This window comes from Enterococcus haemoperoxidus ATCC BAA-382, from assembly GCF_000407165.1.
GTDB lineage: Bacteria > Bacillota > Bacilli > Lactobacillales > Enterococcaceae > Enterococcus_L > Enterococcus_L haemoperoxidus.
This window is the reverse complement of sequence record NZ_KE136479.1, coordinates 1,109,230-1,126,686: the sequence shown is the minus strand read 5'-3', so window position 1 is coordinate 1,126,686 and position 17,457 is coordinate 1,109,230. Positions and strand designations below refer to the sequence as shown.

General features: G+C 36.1%; 16 protein-coding genes. 4 read left to right on the top strand and 12 right to left on the bottom strand.

From position 1 onward, the window contains the following. Positions 1 to 17 precede the first annotated feature (17 nt). Both gpsB and I583_RS05280 read right to left on the bottom strand, forming a co-directional pair. On the bottom strand, positions 18 to 449 hold the full coding sequence (gene gpsB / locus I583_RS05285; RefSeq protein WP_010761550.1) for a cell division regulator GpsB: 432 nt from the start codon (positions 447 to 449) through the stop codon (positions 18 to 20). A 93-nt stretch (positions 450 to 542) separates the two neighbouring features. After that, positions 543 to 1,085, bottom strand: coding sequence for an SLOG family protein (locus tag I583_RS05280; protein ID WP_010761551.1), 543 nt, complete (start codon positions 1,083 to 1,085; stop codon positions 543 to 545). Between the two features lie 61 nt (positions 1,086 to 1,146). Here I583_RS05280 and recU point away from each other — a divergent pair, with 61 nt between their 5' ends. Both recU and I583_RS05270 read left to right on the top strand, forming a co-directional pair. Beyond that, complete coding sequence (gene recU / locus I583_RS05275; protein WP_010761552.1) at positions 1,147 to 1,788, top strand: Holliday junction resolvase RecU; 642 nt, start codon at positions 1,147 to 1,149, stop codon at positions 1,786 to 1,788. After that, positions 1,778 to 4,108, top strand: a complete 2,331-nt coding sequence (locus I583_RS05270; protein WP_010761553.1) for a PBP1A family penicillin-binding protein — start codon at positions 1,778 to 1,780, stop codon at positions 4,106 to 4,108. The genes recU and I583_RS05270 overlap by 11 nt, the downstream gene beginning before the upstream one ends. Here I583_RS05270 and I583_RS16430 read toward each other — a convergent pair. From I583_RS16430 to I583_RS05245, 5 genes are all read right to left on the bottom strand, one after another. Next, positions 4,001 to 5,794, bottom strand: coding sequence for an IS1182 family transposase (locus I583_RS16430; protein WP_010761554.1), 1,794 nt, complete (start codon positions 5,792 to 5,794; stop codon positions 4,001 to 4,003). The two genes, I583_RS05270 and I583_RS16430, sit on opposite strands and share 108 nt — an antisense overlap. A 138-nt stretch (positions 5,795 to 5,932) precedes the next feature. Further along, positions 5,933 to 7,534, bottom strand: coding sequence for a CTP synthase (locus tag I583_RS05260; protein ID WP_010761555.1), 1,602 nt, complete (start codon positions 7,532 to 7,534; stop codon positions 5,933 to 5,935). A gap of 244 nt (positions 7,535 to 7,778) precedes the next feature. Continuing rightward, entirely contained in the window at positions 7,779 to 9,446 is a 1,668-nt protein-coding gene (locus I583_RS05255) for a peptide ABC transporter substrate-binding protein (RefSeq protein ID WP_010761556.1), read from the bottom strand. A 32-nt stretch (positions 9,447 to 9,478) separates the two neighbouring features. Continuing rightward, on the bottom strand, positions 9,479 to 10,849 hold the full coding sequence (locus I583_RS05250; RefSeq protein ID WP_010761557.1) for a transglutaminase-like domain-containing protein: 1,371 nt from the start codon (positions 10,847 to 10,849) through the stop codon (positions 9,479 to 9,481). A gap of 16 nt (positions 10,850 to 10,865) precedes the next feature. Beyond that, positions 10,866 to 11,930 (bottom strand): mandelate racemase/muconate lactonizing enzyme family protein, encoded by a 1,065-nt coding sequence (locus tag I583_RS05245; protein WP_010761558.1) that lies wholly within the window; start codon positions 11,928 to 11,930, stop codon positions 10,866 to 10,868. Between the two features lie 295 nt (positions 11,931 to 12,225). Here I583_RS05245 and I583_RS05240 point away from each other — a divergent pair, with 295 nt between their 5' ends. Continuing rightward, a complete protein-coding gene (locus tag I583_RS05240; protein ID WP_010761559.1) occupies positions 12,226 to 12,792 on the top strand; it encodes a helix-turn-helix domain-containing protein in 567 nt (188 codons plus the stop codon). Positions 12,793 to 12,964: 172 nt separating this feature from the next. Then, a complete protein-coding gene (locus I583_RS05235) occupies positions 12,965 to 13,306 on the top strand; it encodes a metal-sulfur cluster assembly factor (protein WP_010761560.1) in 342 nt (113 codons plus the stop codon). A 70-nt stretch (positions 13,307 to 13,376) separates the two neighbouring features. Here the strand turns inward: I583_RS05235 and I583_RS05230 are convergent, their stop codons facing one another. The 5 genes from I583_RS05230 to lysA all read right to left on the bottom strand — a co-directional run bounded on the left by I583_RS05230 (position 13,377) and on the right by lysA (position 17,421). Beyond that, entirely contained in the window at positions 13,377 to 13,796 is a 420-nt protein-coding gene (locus I583_RS05230) for a hypothetical protein (RefSeq protein ID WP_010761561.1), read from the bottom strand. Between the two features lie 423 nt (positions 13,797 to 14,219). Further along, positions 14,220 to 14,567, bottom strand: a complete 348-nt coding sequence (locus I583_RS05225; protein ID WP_010761563.1) for an EamA family transporter — start codon at positions 14,565 to 14,567, stop codon at positions 14,220 to 14,222. Beyond that, positions 14,564 to 14,932 (bottom strand): EamA family transporter, encoded by a 369-nt coding sequence (locus tag I583_RS05220; protein ID WP_010761564.1) that lies wholly within the window; start codon positions 14,930 to 14,932, stop codon positions 14,564 to 14,566. The genes I583_RS05225 and I583_RS05220 overlap by 4 nt, the downstream gene beginning before the upstream one ends. A gap of 15 nt (positions 14,933 to 14,947) precedes the next feature. Then, positions 14,948 to 15,916 (bottom strand): alpha/beta hydrolase, encoded by a 969-nt coding sequence (locus tag I583_RS05215; protein ID WP_010761565.1) that lies wholly within the window; start codon positions 15,914 to 15,916, stop codon positions 14,948 to 14,950. 200 nt (positions 15,917 to 16,116) lie between these two features. Then, the gene (gene lysA / locus I583_RS05210; RefSeq protein ID WP_010761566.1) at positions 16,117 to 17,421 is read right to left on the bottom strand and encodes a diaminopimelate decarboxylase; all 1,305 of its coding nucleotides are present in this window, start codon (positions 17,419 to 17,421) and stop codon (positions 16,117 to 16,119) included. Between the last annotated feature and the right edge of the window lie 36 nt (positions 17,422 to 17,457).

The window sequence follows — 17,457 nt, the reverse complement described above, 5'->3', positions numbered from 1 at the left end:
ATGTTTGATGCGATCAATTAAAATTGACGTGTTTCTGAGTTGTCTATTTCACGTTCATACGGATTGTGAAGATTGCTTTCGTATGGATTAGAATGACTCATGCCTGAAATAGGATTTGAAGCAGGAGTATCATCTAGCTTTTTGCCAAATACTTCACGCTCTAAATTTGACAAACGTTTTAAAATATCAAAGTTTGTAACAGCAGCACTTTTAGGCATTTCTTGTGCGCTACGTGATGGCATTGCTTGTTGTACTTTAGAAGCTTGATCAAGTTTAGCTAAGAGACGGTTGTTTTCTTCTTGCAAAGTTAAAAGTTCTTTGTTATACGCTTCATAATCTTTAATAACGTTATCTAAAAATTCATCAACTTCTACTGGATCATAACCGCGCATTTTTGTTTTAAATTCTTTTTGTAAAATATCTTTTGGACTGTATACTAAATTTGCCATACTTACACCTCATTATTTTCTTTGATTAGGATAAAAGTTCATAGTTCAACAGCATTATTGTATCGGAAAATGATCAGAAAATCAAACAGATTATCACGAATCCATCGAGTTTTGTAAATCATCCATTGTTATCAAGCGGATTTCATAAGGAAATTTCTCAGAAAAAAGTTCAGCATCCTTTAAAAAATACTCCGTTTTCCCTGGATATTCTTTGTCATAGACTAATAAACTAGCCCCTGAATGTTCTAATAAAAAGCGGGTATGCATTTTTAATTGTGCAGGAGATTTATATGGTTGATGACTCACCGAATCTACAAAATCTGCTAAAAGTTCAATTTTTTCTAAATTTGCACGATTTTTTTCATTCCAATTACTACCAAAATCTTTAAATGGATAAATCAGTCCTAATTTTAATTCTGGATAATCATTTTTCAATTCTGCTACAACTTCTGCCGCCCAAATCTCTGTTCCAAGATTGCCAGAAACCAAAACCCACTCCAATCCAGTGTCTAAATACCCCATAATTTCTTTTTTTAATACATTTTTAATAACTGTAATTTTAGGGTCATTGTCTTGAAAAGCCCCGATTTCAAAGCTTTTATAACCAGTCACATAAAGTGTTTTTACGTTTTCCATAGACATTCCTTTTCTTTCATAAAGATTTTTTGTTATAATGTTGGCTAGGAGTGTGATAGAAATGGCTTTTCATTATCCTAATGGTACTCCCTATAATAATCATGAAGCACCTAAATCAAAAAAACAAGTAAAAAAACAAAAATCAATTCAATTTGGCAAACGAGGAATGGATTTCGAAGAAGAAATCAACAAAAGCAATGCTTTTTATTTATCGCGCAATATAGCAGTCGTCCATAAAAAGCCTACCCCCGTTCAAATTGTCAAGGTTGATTACCCTAGCCGTAGCGCTGCAGTGATCAAAGAAGCTTATTTTAGACAAGCTTCTACAACCGATTATAATGGTGTCTACAACGGATATTATCTGGATTTTGAGGCTAAGGAAACAAAAAACAAAACCTCCTTTCCTTTTAAAAATTTTCACCAACACCAAATCGATCATATCCAGCAATGTTTGGCGCAAAAAGGAATTTGCTTTGTTCTATTGTGGTTCTCTTCATTGAATAGATGTTTCTTTTTTAGCGGAGAGGAATTAGTAACCTATTGGTCAGAGCAAGAAAGTACTGGAAAAAAATCGTTGCCTTTATCTATTATTGAAAAAAATGGAATAGAGATCCAAATTGGCGTTGCACCTAGAGTTCCATATTTAGATGCAGTCCGGCAACATATTCAATCAAACAAAGGAGTTGCGATTAATGACAACTGATGAAATAGGATCACGTGCTGCAAGACACGGACATACTCCTGTATCTAACGGCACTGAAAACACACCGTCAAATGGCGGCAAAAAACCAAAGAAAAAACGAATCCTATTAAAAATATTTTTAGGCTTAGTTCTGCTTGGTATCTTGGGTCTTCTAGCTGGTGTAGGTTTGTTTTGGTCATATGCCAAAGATGCACCTAAATTAGAAGACGATAAACTAAGCGCAACGGTTTCGTCAAAGTTATACGATGCCAATAATGAAGTTTTTGAAGAATTAGGCGCTGAAAAACGTGAAATGATCAAACCTACAGATGTACCTCAGTTACTTAAAGATGCGGTTGTCTCAGTTGAAGATAAACGTTTTTACAAACACAGCGGTGTTGATCCGATCCGAATACTAGGTTCTGCTTTTTCAAACTTTAAAACAGGTGGTCTTCAAGGTGGTAGTACTTTGACACAGCAATTGATCAAGCTTTCTTACTTCTCCACAAAAGAAAAAGATCAAAACCTTAAAAGAAAAGCACAAGAAGCTTGGCTTGCAATGCAGTTAGAAAAAGAAAAATCAAAAGAAGAAATCTTGACCTACTATATCAATAAGGTATATATGGCTAATGGTTTATACGGTATGGAAACAGCGGCTCAAGCTTATTATGGAAAACCATTGGCTGAGTTGAGCCTTCCACAAACAGCGCTATTAGCTGGAATGCCGCAAGCACCAAATGACTATGATCCTTATGTAAAACCTGATGTCGCTAAAGAACGACGTGACGTTGTGTTATACACAATGAAAGAAAATGATAAAATCACACAAAAAGAATACGACGATGCTAAAGCGACTCCGATTGCTGACGGTTTACAACCTTTAAAACAGTCTAATGAAAACCGTAAAATCGTTGATAACTATATCAGAGAAGTTATCGCTGAAGTAGAAAGTATGGGTAAAAATCCTTACACAGATGGCTTGGACATTCATACCAACCTTGATATGAACGCACAAAAACGCCTTTATGACATCATCAATAGTGATACGTATGTAGAGTATCCTGATCCAGAATTCCAAGTTGCTTCGACTGTGATCGATGTAAAAACGGGTCAAGTTAAAGCTCAAATCGGTGGTCGAAATATTCCTGATGATGTCCAACTCGGTAGTAATTTAGCAATCGAAACCGATCGCGATGTTGGATCAACGATGAAACCAATTGCAGATTACGGTCCTGCCATTGAAAACTTAAACTACTCAACCGGTCGTATTATGATGGATCAACCGACGACCTATGAAGGAACCAACATTGAAGTTACAAATGCTGATATGCAATACTATGGTGCTTTAACAATGCGTAAAGCTATCATGTATTCTCGTAACACAACGGCAATTCGAACTTTCGATGCTGTCGGTAGTGACAAATCCGCAGCGTTCCTTAAAGATTTAGGGATTGAGTTCAAAGATTTCGTTGCTGCAAATGCTATATCTAGTAATACCAGTGAACTTGGTGGTAATAAATATGGTGTTTCTTCCTTAAAATTGGCTGCGGCTTATGCGGCTTTTGCAAATATGGGTGTCTACAATAAACCTTATTACGTTAGCAAAGTAGTCTATCAAGATGGTTCAGAGGATGTAACTGAAACTGAAAGTAAACGTGCTATGAAAGACTCAACTGCTTATATGATGACTGACATGCTTAAAGATGTTATCTCTGGTGGTACGGCCTTTAATGCAGGAGTTCCGGGATTGATTCAAGCTGGTAAAACTGGAACCGCCAACTACACAGATGATGATCTAGTTAAAATAGGTGCCTCTGCATCCTCTAGCATTGCGCCTGACAGCACGTTCGTTGGTTATACACCTCATTATGCCGTTTCTGTTTGGACAGGCTATAAGCAGCGCTTAACGCCTATTCCATACGAATATTGGGGAACTGCTTCTGATGTTTACCGAGAAATGATGACTTACCTTTCAGAAGGTGTCTCTAATGATGACTGGGTTATGCCAGACAGTGTTATACGTTCTGGTAGTGAACTATATGTAAAAGGCGCTTACGAAGAACAGTTATTGCCGTCAAACACTGGTAATACAAGCTCTTCATCTTGGGAAAATCCTGTAAGTTCTGAACCAGGAACAACGAGTAGTTCGACTGTACCTTCACAAACAGAACCATCATCAACTCAACCAAGTGAGCCACCTGTTTCTTCTACTCAACAAACAGAACCGCCGGCATCAACCACGCCGACCGAGGTCTTGCCAAGCAGTGAACCGCCGCAAGAATCCTCTACGCCACCTGTTATACAAAATAATGCAACTAGAAGAAGATCCTCTCCTGGCTGATATAAAAACAAAAGAGTCTGGGACAATAGTCCTTCTAAAAAAGAAAACTAGCCTGATTTTGATGATTAGTGTCAAAATCAGACTAGTTTTCTTCTTTTTACGTGCTTTCTTTTCCATATAGTTCCCTAATTTTCTTAAATTTAAGGCCATTAACGCTAGCCCAATATCAATCTTCGCTCCTTGTTTTCCACGCAAATGGAAACGATGGAACGCCAATTGAGCTTTTAGATGACCAAACACTGGTTCGACATCGATTTTCCGTTTTCGGTAAATCGAACCTGTTTTTTCATCTAAAAGCTTCTTTTTACAGTCTGATTTGAAATAACGCCATGAATTGTTGACCTGAATTTGCCGATTTCGATTGCTCTTGGCTTTCGTACATTGACTACGGATTGGACACCCCCGACAGTCTTCACATTCATAGACTTTGAAATCTCGTACAAACCCACCTTTATCTTTTCGTCGGCTATATCTTTTGAAACTAACTGGACGTTTCGCTGGACAACTATATTCATCTTGCTCTTCAAGATAGAGCCAGTTTTCAACGTTAAATGGATTTTCTTTGTATTTCTTTTTACTTTCTTTGTGGTAACTGCCGTACGTAATCAAAGGAGTTTTATGCAGAATATCGTTGATATACATATAATTTTCTTCACTACCGTACCCAGCATCGGCCACAATATATTCTGGTAGTTCTTTATGTTGCGCTAAAAAGCTGTCTAAGAATGGATTTAAGGTTTTTGTGTCGGTTGGATTTGGAAAGAGATCATAGGCTAGGACATACTGATTTTCTGTAGCGATTTGTAAGTTATAGCCTGGTTTCAACTGTCCATTACGCATGTAATCGTCTTTCATCCGCATAAATGTAGCGTCTGTATCCGTTTTTGAAAAGCTGTTGCGGTCTTGAAACAGTTGATTGTAGCGTTCGTACTTTTGTTTTCTTGGTAGATAATCTGCTTGCACTCTTCGGAGATATTTTTTGTACGTTCTTCTTTTTCTCTTTAATTGGCTTTGTTTTTCTTTGCGCTTTTCATGTGTTAATTGTGCTTCTGTTTCATGGAGTTCTGCTTCTAAATGATGAGCGACTTCTTCTAATTGGTCGCTTGTCAATCCATCGGATTGACGTTCTTCTTTTAAATAGGGCAGGATCTCTTCTTGATAAAGAGCTTGATAGAAGGCTTCGGATTTTTCGTCTAAAGTCCGCTCGTACCGAGTGGTCGCTTTCCGCCAAACAAAGCTGAATTTATTGGCATCGGCTTCTATTTTTGTACCATCGATAAAAATGGCTTCGTTGTCGATGACTCGATTCGTAATCAACTGACGACGAAATAAGACAAAGGTTTCAGCTAAAAGTTGAGCGGTTGTCTCGTGGCTTCTAAACCGGTTGATTGTGCGGTAGCTGATTTGTTCGTGGTTGGCTAACCAACGCATACGATAGCTATCATCTAGTAGAAATTCAATTTTCCTTCCAGAAAAAACACGTTGTGTATAGGCATAAAGAATAATTTTCAACATCATTCTGGGGTGATAAGCCGGACGTCCGAGTTGTTGTTCTATTTGATCGAAAAGCTTTTGAGGGATTGCTTCTACTAAGGCGTTGACCGCAAAAGCGACATCGGTTTCAGGAATATATTTTTCCATATCTAATGGTAAAGTTGTTTGATTGATGGTATAATTTTTAAACATAAAAGCACGCTCCTTTTTGGTTGGGTTTCGTCACTTTAATCTTACAAGGTTGTGTGCTTTTTGTGTACCCTAAAATCAAAAAAATGGGGCAATAATCAGATTTTTTCTGATTATTGTCCCACTCTCTTAGTTTATTAATTATTGATTATTTAAAGCTGCTTCTACAAACCCCTTAATCAAATGTTGTGGTCTATTTGGTCTAGAAATCAACTCTGGATGGAATTGACAAGCAACAAAGAATTTTTTCTCTGGTAACTCAACAATCTCAACCAAACGATTGTCTGGTGAAACACCTGAAAAGACTAAGCCGTTTTCTTCAAATAATTGACGGTATTTATTATTGAACTCATAACGATGGCGGTGACGTTCTTGAACAACTTCTTGATTATCGTAAGCAGCCGCAGTAACACTGCCTTTTTTTAGTTTACAAGGATATAATCCTAAACGTAATGTTCCACCAAGATTTTCAATATTTTCTTGATCGGCCATCAAATCAATAATATTATTAAGGATTTCAGGATTGTTTTCAGCGGAACCTGCATCTTCTAGTTTTACAACGTTTCGGGCAAATTCAACGCAAGCCATTTGCATGCCTAGACAAATACCTAAGAATGGGACATCATTTTCACGAGCAAAACGAATTGCTTCAATCTTCCCTTCTACTCCACGATCACCAAATCCACCTGGTACTAGGATTCCATCAGCATCTTTTAAAATTTCTGAAACATTTTCTTCCGTTAATTCTTGTGAATCGATCCAATCGATCGCAATATCAGAATCAAACGCAAAACCAGCATGTTTCAACGCTTCAACCACTGAAAGATAAGCATCAGGAAGTTCTACATATTTCCCAACTAAGGCAATTCGAGTTGTTTTCTTCAAGCCTAATACTTTTTCTTCTAGTGCACGCCATTCCGTCATATCGGCAACTGGTGCATCTATTTTTAAATGATCACAAACAATTTGATCCATGTTTTGCGCCTGTAGTGCTAAAGGAATAGAATATAGTGTTTCTACATCACGTGACTCAATAACAGCTTCTGGTGCTACGTCACAAAATTGAGCTAATTTATTTTTTGTTCCTTGAGAAACAGGTAATTCTGTACGAACAACTAAAATATTTGGTTGAATCCCTAAACTGCGTAGTTCTTTTACGCTATGTTGTGTTGGTTTAGTTTTCATTTCGCCGGCTGCTTTTAAGTAAGGGATCAATGTTGTATGGATGTACATCACATTATCACTGCCTACTTCTGCTTTCATCTGACGCAATGCTTCTAAAAAAGGTAGTGACTCAATGTCTCCAACCGTTCCACCAACTTCTGTGATAATGATATCAGCATCTGTCATGCTAGCTGCACGCATGATTTTATCTTTGATTTCATTTGTGATATGTGGAATAACCTGTACAGTTGCACCTAAGTATTCACCTTTACGTTCTTTTCTTAATACTTCTGAATAAATTTTTCCTGTTGTCACGTTAGAAAATTTATTTAAGTTGATATCAATAAATCGTTCATAGTGACCAAGATCCAAATCTGTTTCGGCACCATCATCTGTGACAAAAACTTCTCCGTGTTGGTAAGGACTCATTGTTCCTGGATCCACGTTGATATATGGATCAAATTTTTGAATCGTTACTTTCAAGCCGCGATTTTTTAATAAACGCCCTAAAGATGCTGCAACAATACCCTTCCCAATCGAAGAAACTACGCCGCCTGTAACAAAGATATATTTTGTCATAATATAAAAAAACCCTTTCTCAAAATAGATTTGTAGAGATGAGTAAACAACAGATCCTGTTTCTTATATCCATAAAAACAAAAGCTCCCTATCCAAAAAGAATAGGGAGCTGGAATTCGTTGTAAACTTCTGACCTTCTCAAAGGTGCCCAAGTAGTATAATACAAGCAAATCTGTTCGAGGTCAAGTATTTCTGTTAGAAGACTTTTGGTTTTTTAGTAAAGTTTTAAAGCTTCAGTCATTTATTATTTGATATACGCATTTTTGTAAGTGCTGGTTGCCCCAAAGTTGTGGTATTCGATTCCTTCAACACCAGGACGGACTAATTGTCCTCTTGCTTGTTGATATAATGGAATCAATGCTACATCTTCTTCAACTAACACTTTTTCTGCTGCAATCAATGTTTCCCAGCGTTTTTCAGGTTCATTCGCATATTTGTTCGATGCATCATCAATCAACTGATCATATTTTTCGCTGCGGTAACTTGTTTTATTTTTTGTACTGACTGAGCTTTCTAAGAACGTCATTGGATCTTGGTAATCCGGTCCCCACATGCTGACAGAAAGTTCATAGTCCCCTTTTTTCATTAGTTCGATCGAATTGTTCAAAGGAACTGTTTTTACATTGATTTTTAAGCCTGGTAAAGTTTTTTCTAATTGTCCTTGAATAAACTCTGCCACTTTCTTATCGCCATCACCATCTTTAGATAACAATTCGATCGTTACATCGCCGTTCAATTCTTTTTTAGCTTTCTCTAAATATTCGTTAGCTAATTTTTCGTCTGTTTTGACTAAGTCACCAGCTTCTTTTCTAAAATCTTCTCCTGTTTCAGGATTCGAAACGAAATCCTTTGGAATATAGCCATAAATATCTTTTGAACCATCTGCTAAAATATTTTCTACTAAACTTTTCTTATCGAGTGCATATGCAACAGCTTTACGAACATTTTCATTTGCAAAGATTGATGGTTTGTCATTTCGTTTTTGATTCATTCTCAAAGAGTAGACTTTTGAGCGTTGAATTGCTTCATAGTCTGGATTATCTTTATTTTGTTTTGCAAAATCACCTGTAAGAATCGCGACATCTAATTCGCCCGATTCATATAGATTGAACACTGTATTTGTTTCTTTTAAAACTTCAAAGTGAATTTTTTCTGATTTCACTTTGTCTGCATCGTAGTAATTTGGATTTTGAACTAAATCCCATGACATTGATGATTGATCCCAATTTTCCATTAAGAATGGTCCATTAGAGACGATATTTTCACTTGATGTTCCATATTCTTTGCCTTTTTCTGTCACAAATTTTTCATTTTGCGGGAAAAATGGTGAAAATGCTAGTAAAGATGTGAAATAAGTTACTGGTTTTGCCATTTTGATTTCAAGTGTATAATCGTCTAAGGCTTTGACACCTAGTTCGTCTGCTGATTTTTCTTCATTTACAATCTCTGTCCCGTTTTCAATCGTACCATCCATTAAGAAAAAGTAATTAGCTTGATTTTTCGGATCAGCCATTTTTTTCCAAGCAAAAACAAAATCATTTGCTGTTACCTTGTCACCATTCGACCATTTTGCATCTTCTCTTAGCTTGATTTTATATGTTTTACCGTCTTCTGAGATTTCCGGCATTTCTTTTGCTACTGCTGGAATGACATTGTCTTTTTCATCTAATTGATAAAGTCCTTCAAATACATTGGATTGTGCATTTACACTGGGCTCATCTTGAGTAAAAATCGTGTCCATCGATCCTACTTCAGAAGCTTCCATTAAATTCAATACTTTTGATGATTTTTGACTAGTCGTATCCTTTTTGTCTTTACTATCTGCTGTTTTATCGCTTGTATTTCCCCCGCAAGCCGATAGCAGTAGCATTGTTGTAATTAATACGATACTTTGTTTTAACCCTTTTTTCATACGTTCCACCTTTTCCTTCTCTTTTTTATTTATTACACAAGTTCTTCCATTGAAACCAACTCTTGTTTCACCTCTAAGTAAGCATAAGGAAGTCCTTGGTTTTCATATTCGAATTCTCCTCGCTGATTATCGATTGGATCTGCTCGTAAAAACTGTTTTGGTGGGTTGAAATCTGTTTGAATTTCACTATTAGCCGGCATTCTGAAAATGTCTAGATTACCAAAGTAATAATTCCAACGATCTAAATCGCCATTTCTTCGTGCCCCGCCTCCAAATGATAAATCTGCGAAAACCCAACCATAAGGTGACACGTAAAATTGTGCCCAGTCATGACATCCAGTATAGTATTGCGACACATACAAGCCTGATTGCCATTTTGCCGGGATATTTGCCATTCGGCATAACGTGATGAATAAAATAGCTTGAACGCCACAGTCCCCTTTTAAATTGACCGCAGCATACTCTGAGATGTTATCGATCGTAAAATATTCCCGCATAAATGAATAATTGACTTTTGTCGTAATAAAATCATAGATTTTCCGTGCTTTTTTAATTGGATTCGTTTCACCCGACAAGATCTCTTCCAATAATTTCTCCAAGTATGGAGTAAAGCGAATATGCGGTAGTTCTTCACTGAGTTCAAATTCTGGTTGTAGTTCTGATGCTTTTTCTGGATCCAGTACGACATAATCAACTTGATTTGTATAACTGTATTCCACTGAAAAGACCTGATCTTCTTTCAAAACTGTTTCAAAGTAAACCGTGCGTTGCGCTTCTTTTTCTGGTGCAATAAAGGTAGCCTCTGGCGTTGTCTTTAGGATTTGAATATCAGATACTTGTTTGCAATCTTTAGGAATTGGTAAGTATACTTTAACTATTTCTCCCGGGCGCTCATATTCTTTTTTCACTTGAATACTTGTTTTCAAATGAATTTTAACTTTTCTGCCCCCTTGTTCTTTCATTATTTGAACATTCTGGGTCAGCTCTTGCTTTCTCAAACGATCAACTTCATTGTCTTCTTTAACGATTAGTCTTGCTTCGTAATCAGCTTGTGTCTTAATTAAATTCATTAAAAAGCGACGTTGAAAATGAATTTTGCCATCAATATATAGCCAATCAACTTTTCCTGTTTCTTTTAATTCCGTTAACTCCTGCTCTTGATAATCTTTGAATGTTTCTTTCATCATCTTGTTGGCTTCAACAAAATCAAATGGATACTCATTGATTCCAACAATCCGGATAATATCTTGTTCGATTTCCAGACGTTTTCTCAACGCCTGTGGTAATTCATTAGATAATAGGTGTTCGATCAACTTTCCCGCACCATCAAAATCACCATAGTTTTTTAATTTGACTATATCTTCTGGTAATGGAACACTCATATATTTTAAATCATAATACATTTGACAAGCTCCTCTCTTATTTACTCAAACCTAAACCAGCTTTATCAGATAACGTAATTACACTTGTTGCTTCTAATCCGACACCACCTGGAATAACTACTTCATTTAATCCAAAAGTCGCATCTAAGTCTGCTCTTGTAATATTTTTCGTTGCCGCAGCTAAATGTGCAGCAGCAGTCACACCAATATTCGTTTCCTCTACCATACAGCCGATCATACATTCAACTCCAGCGGCTTCACAAATACTATTGATTTTCAACGCTTCATGAATACCACCGCATTTCATTAGCTTGATATTCACAAAATCGACTGCACGCGCTTTAATCAAACGTAAAGCATCCTTTGAATTAAAACAGCTTTCATCTGACATGATTGGTGTTGATACGTTATTTGTAACAAAAGCCAATCCTTCAATATCGTAATAAGCCACTGGTTGTTCAACTAATTCAATATTGTATTGCGCTAGATGATTGATCGTATTTACAGCTTCTTTGGGTTGCCAACCTTGATTGGCATCCAGACGCAGATTTATTTGACTGCCAACTGCTTCTCTAATTGTTTTGATACGGGTAATATCTTCATCAAATCCTGTACCTACTTTGATTTTCAACGTGTCAAACCCTTGTGAGACAGCTAGTTTTGCTTTTTCAGCCATTCTTTCAGGCCTATCGATTCCAATGGTCATGTCTGTTTTAACAGATGAATCAAAACCACCTAAAAGTTTGTAAACAGGTAAATTAGCTTTTTTTCCAAATAAATCATAACATGCAATATCGATCGCAGTCTTAGCAGAAGGTGCAAGTGCCGCTACAGAATTCATAATACTATGAATTTTTTCAATATCTAATGGATCAACACCTAATAATTTCTTTTCAAATAATTGGATACATTCCGTTGTCCCTTTTAATGTCTCACCTGTAATCAGTATTCCGGGTGAGCCTTCACCATAGCCAATAATTCCTTCATCCGTTTCAATTTCAACGATTGCACTCATTGAATACTCAATCGTTCCAAGTGAAATCGTGATCGGTTCCTTTAACTTTACTGCTTTTGGTGCTACGTTGATTTTTGTTATTTTCAATTCATTTCCTCCAATGTTTAATTTAATACTTGTTTTTATACTAATTTCTAATTCTTATTAAAAAAATTAAATCCGTCCAAAGGATACAATTAACATTCTTTTTTTAATTTTGAATTAAATTTTACTTCAAAATTTGAATTATTGGTTACAATTTTAAGTTTACTCTATGTAAATGTCAACATAATAATGAGATTGTCATGTGTTTTTTTTAATTGAAATTCAAGTGCTTGTAATTTTGTAACGAATTCGAGATAATATGATTGAAAAAAGGACTCTATGCAAAGGACGGCTGCCGATGGAATTTAGAAAAATCAAGAATTTACGGAAAGAAAAAAAGATTACATTAACTGAACTAGGAGAAAAGACCGGCTATTCCGCCAGTTTCTTATCACAAATCGAACGTGGGACTAATCGACCATCCCTTGAAGCTCTAAGAAAAATCGCTGATTCTTTAGATGTCACGGTTGCTTATCTTTTAGCCAATGAGGCACCGCAAGTGATACAAGATGGTGAAACTTCTGAAAATGGCTATAAAGTGATTCGTAACTCCTCTGGTACGATTTATAATCCGTGGCAGACGAACTCTACTTATTATGATACTTTGTTCAATTTACCTGTACATACTAACAATATGGTCATTTCAAAAATTTATATTGATGCTCAATCATCATCCAGCGGTAGAAAAATTGCTCATAATCTTTGTGAAATTAATTACGTTTTAAAAGGTGAAGCAACGATTGAGTTGAAAGATGAAGTGCTTATTTTGCATGAAGGAGATGCGATATTTTTAGAAGCGTTTACCCAACATAATATTCTCAACGCTACTGAAAATGAGTTGATGTTATTCACCTTACAATTTTAGCTCACGGCCTACTACTACCCCTTTTCAATACTAGGTCATTGAAAAAGATTCTCATTTACAAAGCCTTTAAAAAAAGGTATTATATGAAAAGAACAAACTGTAAAGGAGTGCCGTTGTTGCAATAATTTTTTTAATAATGATAACGGACGACTACTAAAAAGGAGTAGATACAATGACTGAAACAAATCAAGAATGGTCTGCTGAAGAGATTGAAGATATCAAAGAACAGATTTTAACCGCTCTAGAAACAGTGATCGACCCTGAACTTGGAATCGACATCGTAAACTTAGGATTAATTTATGAAGTTGACTTCGCACAAAACGGCGATACTGTCATCAAGATGACTTTAACTACTATGGGTTGCCCATTAGCTGATGTTCTTACTGAGCAGATTCATGAAGCGTTAAAAGAGATTCCTGAAGTAAAAAATCCAGAAGTAAAATTGGTCTGGTATCCCGCTTGGACGACTGATAAAATGTCACGTTATGCTAGGATTGCTTTAGGTATTCGTTAATTTAATAAAAATATATTCTAGCCGCTATTTGAATACATAGCGGCTAGAATTTTTCACTCTCACCCAACTTTTATATTTCTATTTGCCAGTTACCATCAGCTTGAATTTCTAGAATATAATTATCTGCATCTTTTGGAATCTTGACAATCCTTTTCCCAGAATATTTCCCCACTTTATCGACTAAAATTTCTACGGTATCGCCATTGCTGTCCAACATTTTTACCGTAAATTTGGCTTTTCCCTCATACATAAGTGACATAACCACTGGTCCTTTTTTAAAAGCCAAGTTTGGAATGATTTCATCCCCTGTACCCGTTTTTGATATAAGAGTACCACTAGTTTTGTCATCTAAGTTACTTTCACTACTGTAACTGCCTTTAGCCCCCACTCCATAATTGTCGTCTCTAGCACTTTGCGGACTGTTACATTCAATTTTGCAGCCAGTCAATAAAAACAAGCAAAAAAACACTAAACCGATCGTTCTTTTCATCATTTTCCTCCTTACATCCTCACGATGACACAACCTGATAAAAGTACCAACATTATTATAAAAAATAGTATAATTTTGATTTTTTTATTCACTCTTTTCCCTCCTTAAAAACCTAATTTTTATTTAAGTATATAAGTTTCTAAGCATTGCAACCTTTTAAAAATCTCCCAATTTGTTGTAAAAAAAGCATTACTGCAGTTGCTCTTCAAAAGAACAACTGCAGTAATGCTTGCTAGTGATTTTATCTATTTTTTCTTTGCTTTCAATACTGCATTCAACATGATAACTCCTGTCACGATCGTTGTTACTGCCTGCAATAATTTGATTTTATCAATTCCTTTTGATTTCACGGTCATAGTAACCCCTCCTGTTGTTTATAAATCTATAGTACAACTAGAATGATTTCATTACCAATGAGACGCTTTATTGGCTGATAACAAAAACACCAATAATAATCAAAATTACTGCTAAAACTTTTCGAACAGTCAGCTTTTCATTAAAAATAAAATAACTAATAATAACGGTCCAAACATACGTTAATGATGTCATTGGAAAAGCAATTGAATAGTCCAAAAATTTTAATAAAAAAATATTGGTTACCGCACTTAAAATGTATAAGAACGAACCTAAATAAATCCAACCATTCATCAATACCAACTTAAGACTTAATTGCGGAAGATCATTCATTCCTTTTTTCAAAGCCAAAGCACCGGCACTTCCGGAAAAAGTCGTAATCACCAGAATCGTCAGAATCGCTGCGTAATTGATCATACAGTCTCCTCATTTCCTTCGATACCTAAAAGGATCGAACCTGCAATAATGAAGGCAGTTCCTAATAATTTATACCAAGTGATACTTTCGTTTAAAAATAATGCCCCTAAAACAATCGACAACGCAAACCCCAAACTCATCATCGGTTGTAAAATAGAGACTTCACCATATCGAAAAGCAGCCATCATAAAAAACATTCCTGCTCCTGCTGCTAAAAAACCAACTGCATAAAGGACGATTGCATAAGTACCAGCGCCATCGGCACCAAATTTCCATGCTAATTGTCCCACACTACTCAAAGTAGCTGCAATCAAAATCAATACAATTCCTAAACTTAACTTCTGTTGTTTATTTTTAGCGTCCATATGATTTCCCCTTTCTTAACAATAACGATGAACAAATTCAAAAACAGTGTCAAAATAATGCTCCGGTTCATAAATAAATGAAGACAGATGGGGAGCATTTTCGACGATCAAACTTTCTTTTACGCCATTGGTTGCTTCCATATTATCGTAAATCATTTGATGAGGAACAAACTTATCTCCTGTACCATGAATAAACAACGTTGGCAAATTATTTTTAGCCAACTGAGCAACTGAAGAAGCCTCTTTCAGAGAGTAACCTACTTTCTTTTTGGCCAAACTGTCAGCAATCGTCAGTATAGGAAATGCTGGTAATTTAAATGCAGATTGTAACATAGCTCCAAACTCATCGTAGACAGAGGAATAACCACAATCTACAACTAAGCCTTTAATATTATCTGGTAATGCTTCACCGCTTGTCATCATTACCGTTGCCGCGCCCATTGATCCACCAAACAGAATAATTTCAGCTGATGGTTCAATTGTCAGCACTTCATTGATCCATTTCAATAAGTCAAAACGATCCAACCAACCCATTCCTATGATATTCCCTGTGCTTTTGCCATGTGCTCTTAGATCAGGAACTAAAATATTATATTGTTGCTCAGAAAACTTAGATGCAACAAAAGCCATGTCACGCTTGCCGTATGAACGATAACCGTGAACACAGATCACCCATTTTTTGCTATCAGGATGCGAGACGATCAATCGACTATATAATTTTTCTCCATCAGTTTCTATCCAATAATCTTGAGCGAATGCTTGATGCCAAAACACATCACCTTGTTGATTTTGTTGCTCTTCGGTAAGGTCATACTGAGATTTCCCCTTATTGAAATTATCTGGATTCATCATTTTATGACCTGTCTTGTCATACCAATTATTATCTCTGAAAAGTGCCACATTCAGGAAAAAATTTGCTGCATAAAAGGAAACTGCAATAATCAAAAGCAACACAATAATTACGATCAATAAAAGCCACTTCAATAGCGACACCTCAATTCTAAAAATTTGATTCCTTATTTAATTATACTCTTTTTTAAGAAAAAAAGTTATGGATGTACTCAAAACAAAAATGATCGGGATATCACTCTTTGAGCCATACCCCAATCACATGAAATCCATATAGACAGTGACGCGACGAAATAGTCTGTTCCAGATAATCTTCTGTCACATCTTAAAATTGCTTATCCTTCACAATCCAATGAAATTAAGTCTTCATAAGTCTCGCGACGAATCACTAATTTATCCTGTCCATTTTCTACAAAAACAACAGCAGGTTTTAAATTACGATTATAGTTATTTGCCATTGAATAGCCGTATGCGCCTGTACTTGTCATAGCTAATAGATCCTCTGGCTCCATCGGTGGTAACTCGATATTTTTAATTAAAATATCCCCCGATTCACAATATTTACCGACAATTCTCATTTCTTCAGGCATCTCTGCGCTGATTCTGTTTGCTAAAAATCCATCATAAACCGCATCATACAAAGCTGGGCGAATATTATCACCCATTCCTCCATCTACTGATATGTAATGACGTACATCTGGAATGACTTTTTGTGAACCAACTGTATAAATCGTTGTTCCTGCTTCGGCGATAATACTACGACCAGGTTCGATCCAAATTTCTGGAAATGTGTAATCCAACAATTCACATTGACCTTTTACCGCGTTTACGATAGCTTTAACAAATAGTTCAGGTTCTAATGGATCATCTGTCTCAGTATACTGCACACCAAAACCGCCGCCCATATTTAAAACATCTACAGTATAATCAAACATTTTTTTCCATTCATTTAAAATCAGCAACATTTTCTCGACAGCTGCTAAAAACCCTTCTGCAGAGAAAATTTGTGACCCAATATGACAATGTGCTCCTTTTAGGACTAAATGTTCATCTGCCAAGATTTTTTCTAGCGCTTGCGTCGCCTGCCCGCTATTTACATCGAAACCAAACTTAGAATCTACTTGTCCGGTTAAAATATACTCATGAGTTTCAGCATCCACGCCTGGTGTAATACGAAACATGACGTTTTGCTTTTTGCCAGTTTCTTTTAAAACAGCACTTAATAAGTCGATTTCATAAAAATTATCGATAATGATTGTCCCTACCCCCTGCTCAACAGCGTAGGTCAGTTCTTCTTTAGTCTTATTATTTCCATGAAATTCGATATTTTCAGGTGACATACCACCTTTGATTGCCGTGTAGATTTCACCAGCAGAAACTACATCACAACCCAGCTCTTCTTCTTCTAAAAGTTTATACATTGCTAAACAGCAAAATGCTTTACTTGCGTATATTACCTTATTTTTTACTCCTAAAGAGTTGAATGTTTGTTTAAATCCTCTTGCACGCGCTCTGATATGGGCAACATCATACACAAATAACGGTGTTCCATATTTCTCAGCTAAACGGACTGTATCACATCCGCCAATCGTTAAATGCTCTTGTTCATTAAATTCCGCCGTTCCAAATAATAGTGGCATCTCTTCACCTTCTTCAATTGATTTATTAAAAATAAT

Bases quoted from the DNA above. Each gene is read 5' to 3' on its own strand.
- I583_RS05270 (WP_010761553.1), top strand. From the start codon at position 1,778: ATGACAACTGATGAAATAGGATCACGTGCTGCAAGACACGGACATACT.
- I583_RS05260 (WP_010761555.1), bottom strand. From the start codon at position 7,534: ATGACAAAATATATCTTTGTTACAGGCGGCGTAGTTTCTTCGATTGGG.
- I583_RS05220 (WP_010761564.1), bottom strand. From the start codon at position 14,932: ATGGACGCTAAAAATAAACAACAGAAGTTAAGTTTAGGAATTGTATTG.
- I583_RS05255 (WP_010761556.1), bottom strand. From the start codon at position 9,446: ATGAAAAAAGGGTTAAAACAAAGTATCGTATTAATTACAACAATGCTA.
- gpsB (WP_010761550.1), bottom strand. From the start codon at position 449: ATGGCAAATTTAGTATACAGTCCAAAAGATATTTTACAAAAAGAATTT.
- I583_RS05230 (WP_010761561.1), bottom strand. From the start codon at position 13,796: ATGAAAAGAACGATCGGTTTAGTGTTTTTTTGCTTGTTTTTATTGACT.
- recU (WP_010761552.1), top strand. From the start codon at position 1,147: ATGGCTTTTCATTATCCTAATGGTACTCCCTATAATAATCATGAAGCA.
- I583_RS05250 (WP_010761557.1), bottom strand. From the start codon at position 10,849: ATGTATTATGATTTAAAATATATGAGTGTTCCATTACCAGAAGATATA.
- I583_RS05235 (WP_010761560.1), top strand. From the start codon at position 12,965: ATGACTGAAACAAATCAAGAATGGTCTGCTGAAGAGATTGAAGATATC.
- I583_RS05225 (WP_010761563.1), bottom strand. From the start codon at position 14,567: ATGATCAATTACGCAGCGATTCTGACGATTCTGGTGATTACGACTTTT.
- lysA (WP_010761566.1), bottom strand. From the start codon at position 17,421: ATGCCACTATTATTTGGAACGGCGGAATTTAATGAACAAGAGCATTTA.
- I583_RS16430 (WP_010761554.1), bottom strand. From the start codon at position 5,794: ATGTTTAAAAATTATACCATCAATCAAACAACTTTACCATTAGATATG.
- I583_RS05240 (WP_010761559.1), top strand. From the start codon at position 12,226: ATGGAATTTAGAAAAATCAAGAATTTACGGAAAGAAAAAAAGATTACA.
- I583_RS05280 (WP_010761551.1), bottom strand. From the start codon at position 1,085: ATGGAAAACGTAAAAACACTTTATGTGACTGGTTATAAAAGCTTTGAA.